Consider the following 16161-nt stretch of genomic DNA (forward strand, 5'->3'; position numbering starts at 1 on the left):
ATACGTGAATCGATTTGATCCTGAATACATTTTAATGGAATCTGTAACCACTTATAATAATCGATTTCCTAGTAAACGTGATTACCATTCAGCGGCACGTGGTACGTCTTACCCAACCGTTGCCATGTTGATCGATAAGTATGGCAGTTTCAACAATTTCGTTGAATCATTTCTCAAAACGTATATCTCTGTACACGAATGTCCACTGCCGGATTATTTGCTTGGATGCCTTGCCTATCGCGCCAAGGTTGTTCGTGATCGACGGCGCTTTCATGTGCGCTTTATAACGAAAGACATCGAACAGATCCGAGTGCTTCAGTCCTTTGCCCAGCACATGCAAGTCTACCCGTCAAACAAGCACAAGCCCACATTGTACGTACGCCTGTATGACACATATCTCGTCACAGGTTTAGAACGATTTTACAATGGTTATAAATATTTCATCCCCAGTATAGATTTTGTACGCGGTTACATTGAGACTCACGGGCATTTTCGTGTTGAAGCACCAGGGCGGTATCGCTTAACACTCACAGGGCCACTTGTACCGCTGTGTCGTGACTTTCTGGTAGGTGTGGGTGCCCGCAACACCCGGCTGTATTCGGTTGGCAGTTCTTACCGATGGAACATTCAAAGCGGCAGTTTGCGGAAACTTCGCGATACTTTGTATCCTGATGGTTGTGTGTGCAATGAACGTGTGCGGATGATGATGTACAAGGCCTGAAAAGACGAGAGCCGGCCTGGGCCGCATCGACCCTGGCCGGCTCTGTTCACGCATCTTCTCCTGTTCCGCTGCCATCTGGTAGGTTTTGCGCCTCCCACTCGGAAATTGCTTCGAAGGCATTCCCGACGATGTCTTCATCATCCAGCCCCCGAACATCAAGAACTGCTATCCGAATATCTTGCTGTGGGTACGGCCGGCGGCGGAAGATGGTGAGATACAGATTTTCCTCCACATCTACGCTGTCATAATGAATTTCCTTCGGAGAATCGAAGAGCGAGCCTGAAATGCCTTGACCGTCATCGTGAACACGTAATTGTCGAGATTGACCGTGCTCGTATCGTTCTTCACACGGACACCTCCAGTAATTGTTCAATGGCAGCCTCCGACCGCATCCATCCGCGGCGCGCCTCGAAGAACGTCCGATGGTGCAACAAAGTGCCGTCCGCCAGTAGCGTGTGCAGATACATGAGCACCGTTGTCGCGGCCATGAGGTTGGTCATCAGGCGCTGCGGATTGGAAACGACCACTTCGCCGCACGAGACCTCCGTTGGCAATCGGTCCTCCTCGATCAGATCGGGGAACACCTCGCCCGGAAACGGCAGAACGTCTTCGCCACGAATGCGGACCCCGACAACCACCTGACCTTCCCAGCCAGAATCCTTGATCTTCGCCAGCTGGTATCGGTCCACATGCCCGGGATCATCCGGCACGGTGACGGCGCTGTTGCCGCTGTCGATGTACACAACGTGGTTGAGACAATGCAGCTGCTCGTGCAGGATGCGGCGGGTGCTACCGTTGTCTACTGCGCCCACCACAATCGTCCCATCTGCTACGCCGATTCTTTGAAGGTTTGTCTCCCGCGTCAGATACTCCGGATAGGCCGCGATGTCGAGGCCGTAGGCCCTGGAGTACCGCTCCGCCAACACACTGGCCTTCTTGCGGCCAATGTCCTGCGGGAGGAAGTATTGGCGGAGGAGATTTTTCTCTTCCACCACATCCCCGTCTATCAGCAGCACTCCCGGCACCTTGCAACCCTGCTCTTTGAGCGAGTAGAGCAGGCGGGCGACCTGCTGTAACACGTAGCCGCCCGTGCCGCCCACACCAACGAGGATCAGCCGTGTGCGTTCCGGGTCCACGACGCGAACCGGTTTTACTGTGCTCATACGGGGGTCACCACCGCAGTAATGGGACCGTCGAAGACGGCCGAGGCCTCCACCTTGACGAACTTGCCGCCGCATGAGTACCGGAAGGCAAGAGTGGGCCTCTCCCGATCCGCTTCTCCAACTACCCCGTACAGACCCGTTCGTACCTCGTCCTCGTCGTCTGTCGCTGACCAGTAGGCGGGTAGCCGGCCGTGCGAGTGGATGTGAGCGACCACGAAACGGTGTTCAGTTTCCATGAAGCCCTCGCCTTGTACGGTGACGGCCGAGGCCTTTTGCTCGGGCCACACCACATCGTAGCCAATGTCGGTGTCGTACACGATGTACGCCAGGTGCTCAATGTCCGGCTCGGACTGAAAGCGTTGCACAATCTCGCTCAGACACCAGACAGGAATTTTCGGTACGAACAGATGGAGCGGCGCACGCAGGCCCGTGCTTCCGTACACGGGTGCGGCGAAGATGCCTACTTGTGTTTGCCGAACCTCATAAACACGGCCATCCCTGTCGAGCAAGTAGTACACCGGGGGCACCGGCGGGGCCGGCGGCTCCGTGTACACGGTGATCGCCGCCCCTTTCTTGTGGCCCTTGAGTACGGGTACGATGTGGCCCGTTTCCTTGTCATAGACCATCTCTGTGCGCTCTTTCGTGAGCTCCGGGAAGGTCTGCTCCAGCCAGGCCCGTACATCCTCCAGTTTCATCGTCCGGCTGGGTACTTCGAGCCGGTGACCCGCGTAGTAGACCACACGATCAATTTCGTACTCGTCCGGTTCTGGTTCCTCAGCCGGTTTGGCTGTGGCCTTGGCAGACGTGGTACGCGTTGTCGGCTTCTTCACGGATTTCTCTGGCTCCAGCACCTGTGGAATCAGGCCCTTGCGCTCGTCCTCCGGCAGAAGGTCGAAAATCGTGGTTTGCTGGATGTTCGTGTTCATGTTCCATGTCTCCTTTTGGTTTAGATGATTTAGTACCGTTCGGCCCGGTATGCGTTGTGAAATTCAGGGACGGTTCTCCCGAACGGGATGAGCCATTCGTGGGAGATGCCCCCGTTAGCTTGGACGGCTTCTAAAAATGTGGCGTACTCCCTGTAGGGCGAGTTCTGGCTGGTTCCCACGCCGAATAGGTCGCGATTGTTGGGCGTACTGATGAATCCGAACACACCCCTGTTCACGACTTCGTGCAGCTCGCACACAGTGTTGTGCGTCCAGCACACGCGGCCGTCATCAAACACGTTAGAGTACGGCCAGCGGTACAACGGAGAAATCTCCGTGACCACGGAATCTGTCGTGACGGCAATTGAAAGACCGATAAGCTGTTTTGTATGCAAGGTCCAGCGGGCCCGGTAGACTATCGTCGGGATGTGCACCAGATACGAAGCGCCCTGATACACCATCGGATACTCGGTCGCCGGCACGTATCCCGTGAGGATGACATCTGTCCAACGGGAGCACTCCGCGATATCAACCATGAGTGTCCGATCCGGCAAACGTGGCAGTTTGGTGACTCGCAAGTCGGCCACCTTGAGTTGCTCAACCACCATGGACCGATCCAACAGGGTAAGCAGCTGGTGCCACCCTACCGTTTTGTAGTGAGTGACGCCGTTTGCCCTAATCTCGAGTTCCGGAAGCTTGTCCGGTTCGAGTTTGAGAATCAGAGCGTCGGCGGCCTCCTTACCTTTCGTGTGGAGGCTTACGGTGTTCATAAAATTGCTTCACCTCCCAGGCACTTAGGATCACGTCCCAAGCGGCCATGATGTCGTCTGTTAATGCTTCGGGCAGAACCCATATGAAGTGCGGCTCTTCGATGGTGTCGCTCAGGCCAATGCGCGATTGCACCGTACGTTGCGCGCACCACCAGATGAAATGCCGCCATTCGGCGACCTGTTGCGGATCTTGGCCCTTGATGATGATCACGCAACCGATGTCGTACACGACTTCCTCGTCGTGGACATCACCTTCAAGCCAGTGGCAATGTGCCCACATCTCGTCGTCGGCAGATACGAAGATTACTTCGCTGGTCAGACCCGGAGCGAGCAGACGCAGCATGATCTCCAACTGCGCGTCGTAGATCTGATCTCCCGGGCCGTTCATGTCCATCCCATACGGCCAGCCCAGGTTATCGATCTCCGCGACGAAGCCTGTTCGGCGAAGGAACCGTCGCAGAAAGTCGAGGTGCACCAGACCTTCGGCCAGATGCTGACGCAGTTCGTCGTCGAGGATCATATGAACTCCTCCCCGACCGACGGGTCCGGTACGGATGGCAATCTGGTGCACTCGGACAACAGTTCATCCCACACTGTGTCGTCCAAGCGCATTTGCGCCATGTCCCGCAACGGGTCTCCGTAGTCATCGTGATGGAGGATCTCCCAAGCAACAGCTAGGGTTTCATCCGTGAGGTTGAGGATGTACTCCGCAGCAAGATCCTCGTCGATCATGCGACGGAGGAATTCTTCCGCAGCTTGAATGAGGTTGGCGTACTCCGGGGATGGTTGTGGCAACTCTTGTATGGTGGCCACGAACTGGTCCCAGTGCAGCGTAATGTGGCGTTCCAAGAGGTTTCACTCCTTTGCCCATCCCCGTTGTCACGGGGGATGGGCGAATTTATCCCCACGTGACTCGGGTGTGGTGCAAAGGATGAGTTAGAGGGCGAACAACATGATCTGGTTGTCCGCTACGGACTGCTTCTTCACCCGCTTCGCCTTCTCGACCATACCCATTTGCTTCCGCCACTCACCGTACGTCAGCAGCGGCGTCGCTTCCTGGGCCACGGTTGCCTTGGCGACAGGCTTGCGGTGCGTTCCCTGGACATCTTGCGCCTCTTGAGCGACCGCGAACAGTGGAAGTGCGATGACTTCCGCATCGGCCGGCGCATGTTGAACAGGCCGCGGCGTTGGTGCGGCCGGCACCGGCTGGATGGTCTCCTCCGGTTCAGGCACACCTGCCAAGCGCCGTGTCTCTGACGCCAGTCGACGCATCGCCTGCTGAATCTCGCGCTTGAAGCGCTCTTCGGCCAGCAGGATGACCCCGCTTGGAATGTCCTTGTCGGCGAGCGTCTTCCACTTCTGCGCCAGGTCCTCCACGTTCCCGAGGCAGTTGGCAATGGCGTAGGTCGAGGCCGATTTGTCGTCCTGCTCGATGAACTGCGCGACTTCGGACTTGTCGAGACGGCCTTCCAAGAGCATCGCGTGGCTGCGTTTTTGCAGCATGCGCTTGAACTGAACCATCTCGTACGAGCCGTTGTAAACGTAGTAGTACACCTTGCAGGTGCGGTGTTGGCCAATCCGCCAGGCCCTGCGGGCAGCTTGCCGCATGGTCGCGATCTCGTCGGTGAACTGGTAGAACATCAGCGTCGGGCAATCGAGCAGGTCAAGGCCCACTTCTACCAGCTTGGCATTGCAGACCACAACCTGCGTTCCCTTTTTCACTGCTTCCTCCAGCCACTCAACGCGATCCTCCGGTGAGACGGTCGCCTGCAAGACTTGGGCGCGTATGCCATGTTGCTTGAGCACATCGGCAATACGCCGGTCCTGCTGGACTTCCCCGCTGTACCGGACGTATACCACGCAGCGACGGTTTTGCGCCAACTCGGCTTGGATGTCCTCCAGCAGACGCCGTTCTTTCGCGGTCAGTTCGTCCGGACCATACGGCGGGAAGAAACTGACGGACTCATCCCCCACCCACACTTCTTGCGGCATATGCGGCTGGTTCGCCGCATTTACCACGGACGGGATGAATTTCGCGAAGGCGTGTTGGTTGCCGATCGCATATTGCTGGCGCATGACGCCTTCAAGGGCGTTATGGAAGGACCGGTACGCCACGGCGTGTTCGTCGTCCATGTCCACGAAGATCGGTCGTTCCTCCAATTCCACCAATGGCAGGCCCATGTCGCCCAGTTCCAGAAACACCGTCTTGTCCGCCAAGTGATTGACGAACAGCTTGGGCGAAAGACCCGGGATTTCCTTTGGCGGATTGAGGATGACCTTTCTGGACGTGGTACCGCCGGCTTCAGTTACTTCGTCCGCCGCATACCGACCGCGCTGCTCCAGCGTGCCGTACAGGTGCACGAATTTGTTGAGCGAACGGTGGTCCAGGCCATCCGCTTTCATCTCGGCCGGGCAGATGCGCCACAGCAGATGGTACAGGCTTGAGGCCTTGCCGTCGCTGAGCGTGCCCGTGAGGCCCAGAACGCGCCGGCTTGCGCCGACAATCGCACCCATCGCCTCACCCTGGCCCGAGTTGCTTTTGTACTGGTGCAGCTCATCCACGATCACCAGGTCGAAGTATCCGCGCAGGTATCGTTGGATGAACCATGCCGGTTGCAGACGACGGTGTTTGAGCCCGCTGACGGGTTCTCGCTCGGGCACCGCGTCGCGCATCAGGTTCGCGCCACACTCTGTGCAGTGGTATTCCGTGATGGACTTTTTGAACACGTAACGCGTTCTGCGGCGTTCCGTACCACCTATGCCAACCGCGGTGTACTCTTCCACCCCTGTGGCAAGGTCGGAGAAGCCGAGTTTCAGTTCCGCCAGCTGGTCCTCCACGCAGTCGTGTTTCTTGGCCTCTTTCCAAGCGGTCTGCGTGGTCTTCTTCTGAATGCCGTGGCATTCAGGGCAGATCCACACGTCCTCAAGCGCAAACACGGTGATTGCAGCATCCGGCGTGCCCGGCATGTATTTGACCGCGCCGCCGTGGGCAACCAATACGGTCTTTCGGTTCTTCTCGTCCTTGGTCTCGGGCCTCTGTGCCACTATGACACGCTCCTTGTAGATGAGCGCGGGCACTTTCGGCATTCCGAGTTTCGCGGTGTCACGGGACAACAGGACGAATTCCAACGGTTTTTTACCGTTTCGAACCTCATTGTCCCGATAACGCACGACGTCCTTCCAGGACTCGAACACCGTCACCGGTGTGCCCGGGAGCGTCTTACCGATCTCGTCCCGAATCCATTTGGGAATGGTGATACCGGGAACGAGAAGCAATACCGCAAATCCACGCTTGGAACGTTCGGCCAAGGCCTTCGCGGTGGCGAGACTGATGATTGACTTGCCCGTCCCCATGTCGGACGAGACAATCACGCCCTTGCTCTGCTCCAGACCGTTGAGAATCGCCTGTACGGTATGTGCTTGGGCCGGGAACGGAACCCGTGCCATCTGCGCAATCGCAGGGTTGATCGGACGGTCCAGGTCGTGCGCTGGCGTGGCCATGTCCTCGATGGTGGTGGCCAGGTGAGGCGCGTACGCCTGAAGATAATCAATCACGTGGTACTCGCCATTTTCGTCCGGGTTCAGCACTTCCCCCAGGGCTGGCGCATCCGTCAAACCTTCCGGGAGCTGAATCGAACCAGAGCGAAGCAAGTCGCTCAGCAAATTCTTGGCCGCTTCCTCCGTCAGGTTCGGCGAGACTTCAAACGCCTGCACGTGCTTCCAGTCCGGCACGTCAGGGTCGCTCCAAACCGAGAGCTGCTGCACAAAGTTGCGCCTGTTGCACGCCAGCCAGATGACGTCCTTCCACTCCGCAACGTACGGAAGGTTGAAATCGCCTGCGAAGCGTCGCATGAAAAGGTCGGCGATATCTCCACCGTCCGGTACGATGAGAATGCGGGACTGTTCTGGCGCCAACTGCTCATCCACAGCCGACTTGTGCAGGATGATCGCGTGCGTGAGCTTGCCGATGGGCCGCGTCACGAACCGATATCCGTGCTTGTCTGTGAAGATGTTGTCGGAATCAAAGCTCGACCGATTCCGCTTCAAACGCAGCCGGCTTCCCTTAATCGCGTGCGCCACAATGGCTCGGGTCGCACTATCCAGGTCAATGAGGCCTGCAGCGACGAGATCGTCACCGTTGCGTTGAAAGTTCCGGCGGGTCACGATGAAGTGCACCGCCGCCTCGACGTAATGCTTGTCGTCGCTGTAAACGAGTGTCTTCACGCCATGCGCCCAGCGTGCACCACGTCCGGGGCTTCGGCCCCGGTTTCGTGATGCACCGGGGCTTTCGCCTCCTTTGCGTGGTGATTTATGCAGGTCGCGTGGTCACTGCAAGTCCAAAATCGTCCCGTCCGGCTGGATGGTCCGCACCGCGGTCACGTAGGATTCGGTGTCGATGATGGTCTCCGACCCGTCGTCGTTTACCACCACTTCGCGCTCAACGATTTTCCGCGTCATGCCGACGACCATGTGCCTGTTCTCGCCTACACCGACCGCGCCATTGAGCGCACCGGCCGCGATGAGCGTGGCCATGTGCGTGCGCCGAAACGGCAAGAGTGGGCGGCGCAGCGTTGAACCTGTGTCGATGGGCATGAGCATGTTGGCCGCCACCTTGAATGCTTCGGACTGTGCGAGATCGAGCCGCAGTTCTGCTTCATCGAGGATGTATCCCCGGAACAGAATTTGCGTGTCGATGTTCTCCGCAGTAGGCACCGTCCAACGTCGGCCGTCCGGTGCGTCCAGGTACGGCATTGGCAGGTTCTCGTCTTTGCCGTAGGCCAAAAGCTCATTTTTGACTTGGCGATCGGCTTCGGTCATCTCCTTGGAACTGGTGAGATTCCGTTGACGGCGACGCCCGAAGACCACAACCTGTTTGAAAGCCTTGTACTCGTCATCATCGAACCGGTACACGGCCAAGTCGGTGTAACGGTGAACCAGTGTGCTCACCATTTCTGAACCGAGCGTGTACCGCGGGATGATGTACACAAGCACGCCATCCGGAGCCAGGTATTTCGTCAAGTCCTTCAGGAAAATGAGTTCCTTGCGGAATATCTCCCCTCCGAGACCCGACTGCGAATCGTACGGCGGGTTGAGCCACATCAGCTGCATGCCGGCAGGTTCAACACGGGCCCATTCGTATCCGCAATGCACAACCTGGTCAAGTTGCTCCTTCGCCTTCAGCGCGCGCTGTCCATCGAGTTCGATTCCGTATGTCACCGCGTCCAAGGGTGCAACCGACGCCAGTGCCTCACCTTCGCCGCAGCACGGGTCGAACCAGCGTGCGGGGCCTGACGAAACAAGGCGGTCGCGAATCTTCTCCACCATGTTGAGCGGAGTCGGATAGTACCCCATCTTCGCGATACCTGCGTAGCGCATGGCATCCCTCGCGTCTGGCGCTTGGAACGTGGAGGCATCCCCCCTCCGTCCCAAACGTGTAGACGGAGGGGTTCACCTCCTTTGTATTCAGTCGTAAAAGTCTGTCGTTTCGTCGCTTCTCCGATTGGAACGGTCCGGCACCACGCGGAGTCCAAAAATACCTTTGGCGAAAAACGCGATGCCAACCCCTAGAAGGACGATACTAAAGTTATCACATGCCATTTCCTGTGCAGACTTAGGAAACATGTTCCACCCAAAATACCATGTTTCGAGTGTGTTAAACACTAATGCCAGAAGCATTAGAGCCAACCCAATCCATATCAGAGTCTTGGCTCTCATCGTTGTATCCTCCCTTGGTATGACGCGGAAGGATCCCCCTCCGTCCCAAGCGTGCAAGACGGAGGGGTTCACCTCCTTGGTTTTACTGATTCAGCGCCCTTCCCCACGTTTTGACCGAGCCAACAAGTCAGAACGTCGAAAGTCCATGTACTTGCTCAGCTCAATTTTCAGGGCTTCAATCTCCGAAGGGGTGAGCTCAGATGTGTCCAGGTCGATGAACACAGACCTCGCGTCTTCAAAAACCCCTTCTAATTCTTGTTCCACTTGTGGTAACCGTTCACTGGTCCGCATGTTGCCGACACGTGGACGAGCCAATGAGACATCTCCTTTGTGCCTATACCGGGTTAAATCGCACCGGCGTAGCGAATGATGTAATGGTGTTCAGCGCACGAATGCTCTCGGGTGCCAAACCGGTTCTGTTGAGACCGGCTTAACCAGCCTCAGCCTCGGAAATTCGGGCTGATCGGGTGTTGTGACGGGTGTTGCGATCGCAGCCTCTCCGCTTACCGACACCCGACGCCAACGACTGAGCCGGTTCAACCGTCTCTCCACCTTGGCCACAAACCGTCCGTACCAGCTATCCGTGCACTCTGTCCACAACAGTCCGTCCGCTATTGCTCTCATTTTCGTCCCCTCTCGCCCTGCAAGTAGGGGACGTAGAAGGCTTGCGCCCTCTGTCCCCTAGCTTGCAGACAGAGGGCTTAGCCCCCTTTTCGATTGATGTTATCGGTCGATCTGCTCCGCGATGTACTCGAGTTGCTCAAGCAGTTCTCGGTTGTTGAGCAGCTGAATTGACCATGGGGCCCAAAATACGCGGCTTGCTGCCTCACACCAACGCTTCATGTCGTTCACAAGATCATGCTCGATCCCATACGCGAACGTGTGAATTGCGTCGGTCATTTCCTGGAACGACTTTACTTTTTGCTGCAGAACCGTGTCTGGAATCCAAACAAACTTCCACCGGCCATCAGCTTCAATAACGTACCCGTATTTCTCATGCACGAGGGTCAGCACGGGGCTGTCGTAGGTGTACGACCATCCCCGTTGGAATAGATCGTCCAGGGCTTGCAGCGTTTCAGGAGATGGTTTCTGGAGCTTACTTGTGTCTCGTTCCATGCGCCAGTCTCCTCCTCAAAATGGTTATTGTAGTGCTTCAATGACGAACGAAAGCGTCGCATCGTCGGCCACCTGCGGCTTGGCAATCACGTCGCTGAACGGCCGGACGGAACGGTCGTCGTATCCTATCACGACAGAGATCACCTGAAACTCCTTCTCGTTTTTCACCCGGGCGAATTCCCCGTGCAAAAACTTGTCGGAGACTCGGCTTTCCCCGTCGGTGATGAACACGATGTCGCCTTTCTTGAACGACGCTTCGTCCATGATCTGCACAGCCTCTTTCAGCGGTCTTTCAAAGTTTGTACCGCCGTTAAAGAAGTGCTGCGCCATTTCAACGAGTTGAACGGGCGACGCGTCCTTTGGCCGGGGCCACTTCTGCACGAAAATCTCGGGCTCGCTTCCGAAGTGCACCACGGCAAAGGCTCGCCTTTCCCGCCGTGCGATGGCGAACAGGGCCAGGGCGATGCCCTTCTCCCAGATTTCGACCGTACCAGCCGTGCTTCCGGATTCGTCAAGGCAAACCACGATGGGGCCCTGTCCTTCCCGCTCGAAGCCACGCAAGTCGTATTGCAACAGTCGGCGTTCTGCGAACCGTTGGATGAAATCATCCTCGGTCGCTGGGTCGGCCAGCAACAACAACTCCGATGGCAGGATGTTCGCGAGGTCGTCGCCCATCGTGATGTTGACGATCTCGGTCGGCGGATGAATGGTCCGGTTTTTGCGCTTGTTGAGGGCCATCATCTGCATACGGCCCGCCATCCGAGCGATCTCCCGGACGTGCGGATTCGTGCGCAGGATGTGCGCCAGTTCCAAGCGCTCCTTCCCACTCACCGGCTTACCGTCACCCATTCCGACACCAAACGCCTGCATCATGCGTTGATCTTCCTGCGCTTCCTGAACCGCCTGCTCCAACGCCTGTCGGACAGCACGGCCTATCGAACCGCTTTGAGCGTCGAATGCCTGCTCAAATTGGTCCGTGGCCTGTTGGAGCGTCTGCATCAGGTCGGCGGCTTGTTTTTGGAGCGCTTGTATTTGGTCAAGCAGCTGTGCCGCGGCTTGGCTATCTGGCATGGCATTCGCGGCTTCCTGGTACGCTTCGGCCTGGTCCAGCAGTTGTTGTAGCTGTTGTTCCAAGTCCTGTACTTGGTGTGCCGCGTGCCTGACATCCTCCGGCATCGCCTGTTCCAAGGCGTCCCGGAGGCTGAGCGACCCCAGCGCCGCACTGTACTCGTCCATCTGCGTCGTTTGACGCAGGTCTTTCCAAGCTGTTTGGCGCATGAGGTTTTCCATCACACGGCGGTTCACCGTGGGGCCCTGTTCGTTGATGTGTGGGCTCGCCTTGAAAAGGCTCGCCCACACATCCCGCATGAGACCCTGAAATGGTTCTTCCTTAACCGCAGCCTGAATCCGCTCGGACTCTTCGAGGATCCGGTTCCAGGTCCGACGGTCGTAGCGATCTGTCTCAATTGCACCCACGTCGCTCAGATTCCCAGGCATTTGCTCGTCACTCCTTTGAGCAGTTCTTCCACCTTCTTGTCGGCTTCCTGGATCCGTTGAATCTTGGATGGAGAGCCGCCAGCGGAGATGAAGGCCTGGATCTGCGTGCGGATGGTCTTGAGTTTCTTGATCGCTTCCGTCCCGATGGCAATCGCTTGGTCGTCCGAGGCTTTCATCGCGTTGTTCGCGATGTCCCGGGCATCCTCAAGCAACTCGGCCACCTGACCGGCCACCGGGTCGAGGCGCTTCCGGACGATGGTCGCCACGGTCGCCTTTTGCGACGGGTCCTCCCACAGCGCGTGCTGCAGGATTTCCGCGTCTTCCTCCAAGACAACGTGGTCGCGTCCGGCCAGCACAGCCCGGGCGGGCAGTAGGCGCTTGGCCACCTGCACCCAGCGGCGGTCGGAGAGGAAAATCCCCTCTTGCGCCAGATCGGTGCGCAGTGTTACCAGCGCATCTGCGACGGATTGGTCAATCGGAATTTGCTCCGCCAGGTGCTGCAACAGGTTCAGTTCCGCCAAGGTGATTGGTGCGGGAGACTGCGCTGGCGACTGCATCAGCATCGCCGCAAAGTTTCCGTCGTCCTTGACGTATCCCGGCTCGTACCGCAGCATGAACCGGTCGAATACGGCCTGCAGCTCCTCCTCCTGCGGATACTCGTTGGATGTCCCAATGAGCGTCTTGAGTGGGGACGGCTCTTGCCGCGTCCCGTTGTAGAACACCCGCTCGTTGATGAGCGTGAGCAGGGCGTTCAGGATCGCGCTGTTGGCCTTGAAAATTTCGTCCAGGTAAGCGATGTGCGCCGTAGGCAGCTTTCCGGCAGTGATCCGCTCGTATTGACCCGCCTTGAGTTTGGCTAGGTCGTACGGGCCGAACAGCTCTTCCGGAGTGCTGAACTTGGTGAGCAACCACTGGAAGTAGTTGCAACCCTCAATCAAACCCGACAGTGCCACTGTAATCGCACTTTTCGCCGTACCCGGAGGGCCGATAAGAAGCACGTGAACGTTGGCGACCAGGGCCGTGATGAGCCCATCCACAACATCCTCGCGTTCTTTGAACTGCCCCTGCAGATACGTCCGGATGTCGTTCAACTTTTGAATGGCGTTCATCAGAAATCTCCTTTCGCCCCCGTGCTGTGCCGGGGGCTAAGGTTGATTAGCCCCGCACAGCCGGGGGAGAAGGAGTTACAGCTTTTCGATCAAGGACATCATCTGCTGTTCGAGCAGGTCAACGTCCGTCTCCAGCGTTCCGATGCTCTCTTTCAGGATCTCCTGATAGAGAGTCACTTCCTGCCGGATGTGCTTCGCCCGCTCAAGCAACGTCTGGATAGTGTCCTCCGTAATCACGTCTGCTTTCAACGTCGCTCGGATTTCGTTCAGGATCGTCTCGGCCTTGTTGGTCACGACGTCCCGAACCATGTCCCGGGCCTCAGCCGTGTTCTCAACCGGTAGGTGGTATGCCTTGCATCCAGCCAAACGGTTGATGAACGCGATAAGCTGGAAAAGCAGTTCCTCGTTCTGCCGGGGAATCAGGTACACACCGCCTGACTCCTTGAGCGCGGTGGCCGACAAGTCGTTCAGAACCGCGTATACGGCCCGACGCTTGGCCCCGTCATCATACGTGGTGAGGAACAGCTCGTAGTTTTTGCGGAAGGTGTTTACCGCGTCCACGATAAACGGCTCGTCCCTCACGATCTCGACATCCACGGTCTTGTAGTTGTGGTCGAATCGCAGCAAGGCGGCCTTCGAATCGTAGGTCAGCCGGTGTCCGCTGGTATCCCGGATTTCCACGACAAGGTGACGCACCACCTCGTCCCGGTTGTGCCAGACGTCACGCACCAGCAGCTCGATCCGTCGATCACCGTCCAGCTTGGCACGTCCTTCGATGGACTTGCTTGCCCGCCGGTACGCATCCACGGCCCGAATGGGCGGGAGTTTGTATCGGTCAGGCAAACCCGATTCCATGAAGGCTCGCGCCATCGTGACCTGATCCGTGTAGGTTTCCCCGATGATGTACCAAAACAGTTGGCCGATCCGGCTGGCGGTCTGGTTTTGGTTCGCAACGAGATTCTCCAGTGCAAACACTGTTGAATTCCTCCTTTTGTTTCGTTTCAGTGGTCTCAGGGTTCAGAGCTATCCTCTTGCCTTGAGACTGACGAATTTGTCCTCATCTCCAAGCGCCACCCGCCTGCACCGGGTGGGTGAATTTACCCGGTGCAGCGGGTTTGGCTTAGAGTGGGAACCACTGAATCAGCTTGCCGCGCGATCGGCTTCTTCGACTTGTGCTGTGAAGAGGGGGGCGATCAGACCGAGGCCGCCGTCCCCTACCGGTTTGACCGTGATGGGCTTATTGGGCCCGTCCAATCCCACCTCAACCTGTTTCACGCCGTCGGAGGAACGGAGCAAACCGATCCAGTAGTTGATGTTGCACAGGAGCGATAGCTCACTCGTAATCGTGCTGCTGACCACATCCACGTCGTGCTTCGCAGTTCCGTACTGCGCCGACGTGGCTGACACAACAACGCGATCAGCGAAGAAGGTGAACTCCGCCCGTTGGTGTTCAGTCTCAGAAAGGATTGATACCCGTTCGCAGGCCTCCAGCAAAGTCGCCCGGTCGATGATCACAGACGCGCCTGGTTGTTGCGGAATGATGCGGGATACATCCGGGTAACCCGTGCTCAATCCGCGAATGACCATGCGGTATGCGTCATCTCCCCAGGAGACCGTGCACGACGATGATCCGATAGAGAACGTAATCTCCTCGTCATCGTCATGCGCCGGCAGCACTGCCGCGAGTTTATCGAGCAATGCGGCCGGTACTGGCAGGCTCCTCTCGTCTCCGGATACTTCCTGGCACGGTACGTTGTAAAGCGCCAGGCGTATCCCGTCGGTCGCCACTCCATGAAGCGTGGTGTCCGAGATTTTCAGCAACACGCCAGTCAGGGCCGGACGAGCTTCTCCCTTCGCCGCGGCATACGTCGTACGCCGCAGCAACCGGAACAAGTCCGGAGCAAGGATGACGGCCGTGGTTGATTCGGCCGGGTCGTCACCGTAGGGCGTGAAGAGCTTCGGATCAAGCCCTGCCAGCTCGTATTTGGCGTTGCCAAAGGTGACGGACGTTCTCCCTGCGGTTTGGTGCAGGGTGATCTGACCGCTGGCACGCTTCACAATCTCGTGCAACTCCTTTGCCGGGAGCAGGCACGTACCTGACTTTTCGATGGTGACTGGCGAGTTCGCCGCCTCCTGGAACAACGTCCGGCGGACCGACATGTCCTCGCTGCTCGCGTAGAAATCCACCCGGTCTTCGTCCTTGTTCGCCTGGATGAGCACGTGCCGCAGCACCGCCTTGTTGGTCGAGGTCGGGACCACACGTACCAGGTCGCGCAACACCTTTTCCAGCTCGGTGTTGTTGAAGGTTGCTTTCATCGCGATCTCTCCTTTGTGTTGGTAGTCGTATGACCGAATACGGTCAACGAAAAACCAGCCGATTCCACAGAGGCTCCGCTTTCGTGGGTACCTCCAGGATGTCGCCTGGTTTGAGTTGCATGGCATCACGGATGTGGTTGCGCTGAATGATAGCCTCTACCACATACCGCGTGTCGTCCGGACATTGTTTCTCCGCGATGGACCACACCGTTTGCCCTGGCTCGACGACGACCTGTTTCCAACCCGATAAGTCGGGAGGAAGAAGCCGTAGGACCAGGAGTGCGTCGATCCCCGCGAGGATAAGCCCAATCCCGGCGTATCGTTTGATTCGCATTGCCATCCCCTCCGTGGGTATCGTCCACCCACGGGACCCGCCGCCCGAGGGTGATGAGTAACCCCCGTATGGCGGGTGGGGTTGTACAACTTACTGGCGCTTACGCCGCACTGCTACAGTGGACTCCCATTCATCCGCGGAGTACACCGTGATGATCGTGTTGGGCTTGGCCAGAACGACGTGCACCGGCTTTCCGTTGACATCCCCGCGTTTCATGACGCGGGTTCCGTTCTCTTGTACGGTCACGCCGACCTGGGCGATCTGCTCGACCGCTTCAACGGGTAACCGGCGTTCGAGAATGCGTCGCACGGCGTGCCCGTCAAACACGGGCTTGGACATGGTTTTCAGTTTCATGGTGTCACACCTTCCATTCGTCGATGTCCTCTCGGCGTGCGGTAAGCGCAGCCGGCAGAGTGCCATCGAAGTAGTGTTTGAGCATCTGGTCAAGCACGTATCCGTCGTCGTCAGACGCAAAGAACGCTGGGATCTGACACATC

At 57.7% G+C, this 16161-nt stretch carries 18 protein-coding genes; 1 reads left to right on the plus strand and 17 read right to left on the minus strand.

Translation table 11 applies throughout. From position 1 onward, the window contains the following. Nucleotides 1-4 precede the first annotated feature (4 nt). Nucleotides 5-721 (plus strand): hypothetical protein, encoded by a 717-nt coding sequence (locus BM357_RS19420; RefSeq protein ID WP_139234716.1) that lies wholly within the window; start codon nt 5-7, stop codon nt 719-721. A 46-nt stretch (nt 722-767) separates the two neighbouring features. Here the strand turns inward: BM357_RS19420 and BM357_RS19425 are convergent, their stop codons facing one another. From BM357_RS19425 to BM357_RS19900, 17 genes are all read right to left on the minus strand, one after another. After that, nucleotides 768-1094 carry a hypothetical protein gene (locus BM357_RS19425; protein WP_139234717.1) on the minus strand — a complete coding sequence of 109 codons (327 nt, stop codon included), beginning with the start codon at nt 1092-1094 and terminating at the stop codon, nt 768-770. After that, nucleotides 1066-1884, minus strand: coding sequence for a ThiF family adenylyltransferase (locus BM357_RS12795; RefSeq protein ID WP_074954050.1), 819 nt, complete (start codon nt 1882-1884; stop codon nt 1066-1068). The genes BM357_RS19425 and BM357_RS12795 overlap by 29 nt, the downstream gene beginning before the upstream one ends. Further along, nucleotides 1881-2810: a Mov34/MPN/PAD-1 family protein gene (locus tag BM357_RS12800; RefSeq protein ID WP_074954052.1), complete on the minus strand. Its 930-nt coding sequence runs from the start codon at nt 2808-2810 to the stop codon at nt 1881-1883. The genes BM357_RS12795 and BM357_RS12800 overlap by 4 nt, the downstream gene beginning before the upstream one ends. 29 nt (nt 2811-2839) lie before the next feature. Then, nucleotides 2840-3577, minus strand: a complete 738-nt coding sequence (locus tag BM357_RS12805; RefSeq protein WP_074954055.1) for a hypothetical protein — start codon at nt 3575-3577, stop codon at nt 2840-2842. Continuing rightward, nucleotides 3546-4097, minus strand: a complete 552-nt coding sequence (locus BM357_RS12810; protein ID WP_074954058.1) for a hypothetical protein — start codon at nt 4095-4097, stop codon at nt 3546-3548. The genes BM357_RS12805 and BM357_RS12810 overlap by 32 nt, the downstream gene beginning before the upstream one ends. Next, nucleotides 4094-4426 (minus strand): hypothetical protein, encoded by a 333-nt coding sequence (locus tag BM357_RS12815; RefSeq protein WP_029423400.1) that lies wholly within the window; start codon nt 4424-4426, stop codon nt 4094-4096. Before BM357_RS12815 ends, BM357_RS12810 begins: the two co-directional genes overlap by 4 nt. An 87-nt stretch (nt 4427-4513) precedes the next feature. Next, nucleotides 4514-7801 (minus strand): DEAD/DEAH box helicase, encoded by a 3288-nt coding sequence (locus BM357_RS12820; RefSeq protein WP_074954062.1) that lies wholly within the window; start codon nt 7799-7801, stop codon nt 4514-4516. Nucleotides 7802-7903: 102 nt separating this feature from the next. Continuing rightward, entirely contained in the window at nt 7904-8953 is a 1050-nt protein-coding gene (locus BM357_RS12825; protein ID WP_074954065.1) for a DUF6094 domain-containing protein, read from the minus strand. An 87-nt stretch (nt 8954-9040) separates the two neighbouring features. Then, a complete protein-coding gene (locus tag BM357_RS12830) occupies nt 9041-9292 on the minus strand; it encodes a hypothetical protein (protein ID WP_074954068.1) in 252 nt (83 codons plus the stop codon). 723 nt (nt 9293-10015) lie between these two features. Next, the gene (locus tag BM357_RS12840) at nt 10016-10408 is read right to left on the minus strand and encodes a hypothetical protein (protein WP_074954074.1); all 393 of its coding nucleotides are present in this window, start codon (nt 10406-10408) and stop codon (nt 10016-10018) included. A gap of 24 nt (nt 10409-10432) precedes the next feature. Beyond that, on the minus strand, nt 10433-11884 hold the full coding sequence (locus BM357_RS12845) for a vWA domain-containing protein (protein WP_175511525.1): 1452 nt from the start codon (nt 11882-11884) through the stop codon (nt 10433-10435). Between the two features lie 5 nt (nt 11885-11889). Next, nucleotides 11890-13014: an AAA family ATPase gene (locus BM357_RS12850; RefSeq protein WP_074954078.1), complete on the minus strand. Its 1125-nt coding sequence runs from the start codon at nt 13012-13014 to the stop codon at nt 11890-11892. A gap of 75 nt (nt 13015-13089) precedes the next feature. Then, nucleotides 13090-13989 carry a DUF6744 family protein gene (locus BM357_RS12855; RefSeq protein WP_074954080.1) on the minus strand — a complete coding sequence of 300 codons (900 nt, stop codon included), beginning with the start codon at nt 13987-13989 and terminating at the stop codon, nt 13090-13092. A 165-nt stretch (nt 13990-14154) separates the two neighbouring features. Next, entirely contained in the window at nt 14155-15330 is a 1176-nt protein-coding gene (dnaN, locus tag BM357_RS12860; RefSeq protein ID WP_074954082.1) for a DNA polymerase III subunit beta, read from the minus strand. Between the two features lie 43 nt (nt 15331-15373). Then, nucleotides 15374-15664 carry a LysM peptidoglycan-binding domain-containing protein gene (locus BM357_RS12865; protein WP_074954085.1) on the minus strand — a complete coding sequence of 97 codons (291 nt, stop codon included), beginning with the start codon at nt 15662-15664 and terminating at the stop codon, nt 15374-15376. A 90-nt stretch (nt 15665-15754) separates the two neighbouring features. Then, nucleotides 15755-16018 (minus strand): DUF4258 domain-containing protein, encoded by a 264-nt coding sequence (locus BM357_RS12870; protein WP_245783985.1) that lies wholly within the window; start codon nt 16016-16018, stop codon nt 15755-15757. 4 nt (nt 16019-16022) lie between these two features. After that, entirely contained in the window at nt 16023-16160 is a 138-nt protein-coding gene (locus BM357_RS19900; protein WP_175511526.1) for a hypothetical protein, read from the minus strand. Between the last annotated feature and the right edge of the window lies 1 nt (nt 16161).

Source organism: Paenalicyclobacillus macrosporangiidus (assembly GCF_900116805.1).
GTDB classification, from domain to species: domain Bacteria; phylum Bacillota; class Bacilli; order Alicyclobacillales; family Alicyclobacillaceae; genus Alicyclobacillus_H; species Alicyclobacillus_H macrosporangiidus.

Coding starts and splice junctions, on each gene's coding strand:
- BM357_RS12795 (WP_074954050.1), bottom strand. CDS start 1,884: ATGAGCACAGTAAAACCGGTTCGCGTCGTGGACCCGGAACGCACACGG.
- BM357_RS12800 (WP_074954052.1), bottom strand. CDS start 2,810: ATGAACACGAACATCCAGCAAACCACGATTTTCGACCTTCTGCCGGAG.
- BM357_RS12805 (WP_074954055.1), bottom strand. CDS start 3,577: ATGAACACCGTAAGCCTCCACACGAAAGGTAAGGAGGCCGCCGACGCT.
- BM357_RS12810 (WP_074954058.1), bottom strand. CDS start 4,097: ATGATCCTCGACGACGAACTGCGTCAGCATCTGGCCGAAGGTCTGGTG.
- BM357_RS12825 (WP_074954065.1), bottom strand. CDS start 8,953: ATGCGCTACGCAGGTATCGCGAAGATGGGGTACTATCCGACTCCGCTC.
- BM357_RS12830 (WP_074954068.1), bottom strand. CDS start 9,292: ATGAGAGCCAAGACTCTGATATGGATTGGGTTGGCTCTAATGCTTCTG.
- BM357_RS12840 (WP_074954074.1), bottom strand. CDS start 10,408: ATGGAACGAGACACAAGTAAGCTCCAGAAACCATCTCCTGAAACGCTG.
- BM357_RS12850 (WP_074954078.1), bottom strand. CDS start 13,014: ATGAACGCCATTCAAAAGTTGAACGACATCCGGACGTATCTGCAGGGG.
- dnaN (WP_074954082.1), bottom strand. CDS start 15,330: ATGAAAGCAACCTTCAACAACACCGAGCTGGAAAAGGTGTTGCGCGAC.
- BM357_RS12865 (WP_074954085.1), bottom strand. CDS start 15,664: ATGCGAATCAAACGATACGCCGGGATTGGGCTTATCCTCGCGGGGATC.
- BM357_RS12870 (WP_245783985.1), bottom strand. CDS start 16,018: ATGAAACTGAAAACCATGTCCAAGCCCGTGTTTGACGGGCACGCCGTG.
- BM357_RS19900 (WP_175511526.1), bottom strand. CDS start 16,160: ATGTGTCAGATCCCAGCGTTCTTTGCGTCTGACGACGACGGATACGTG.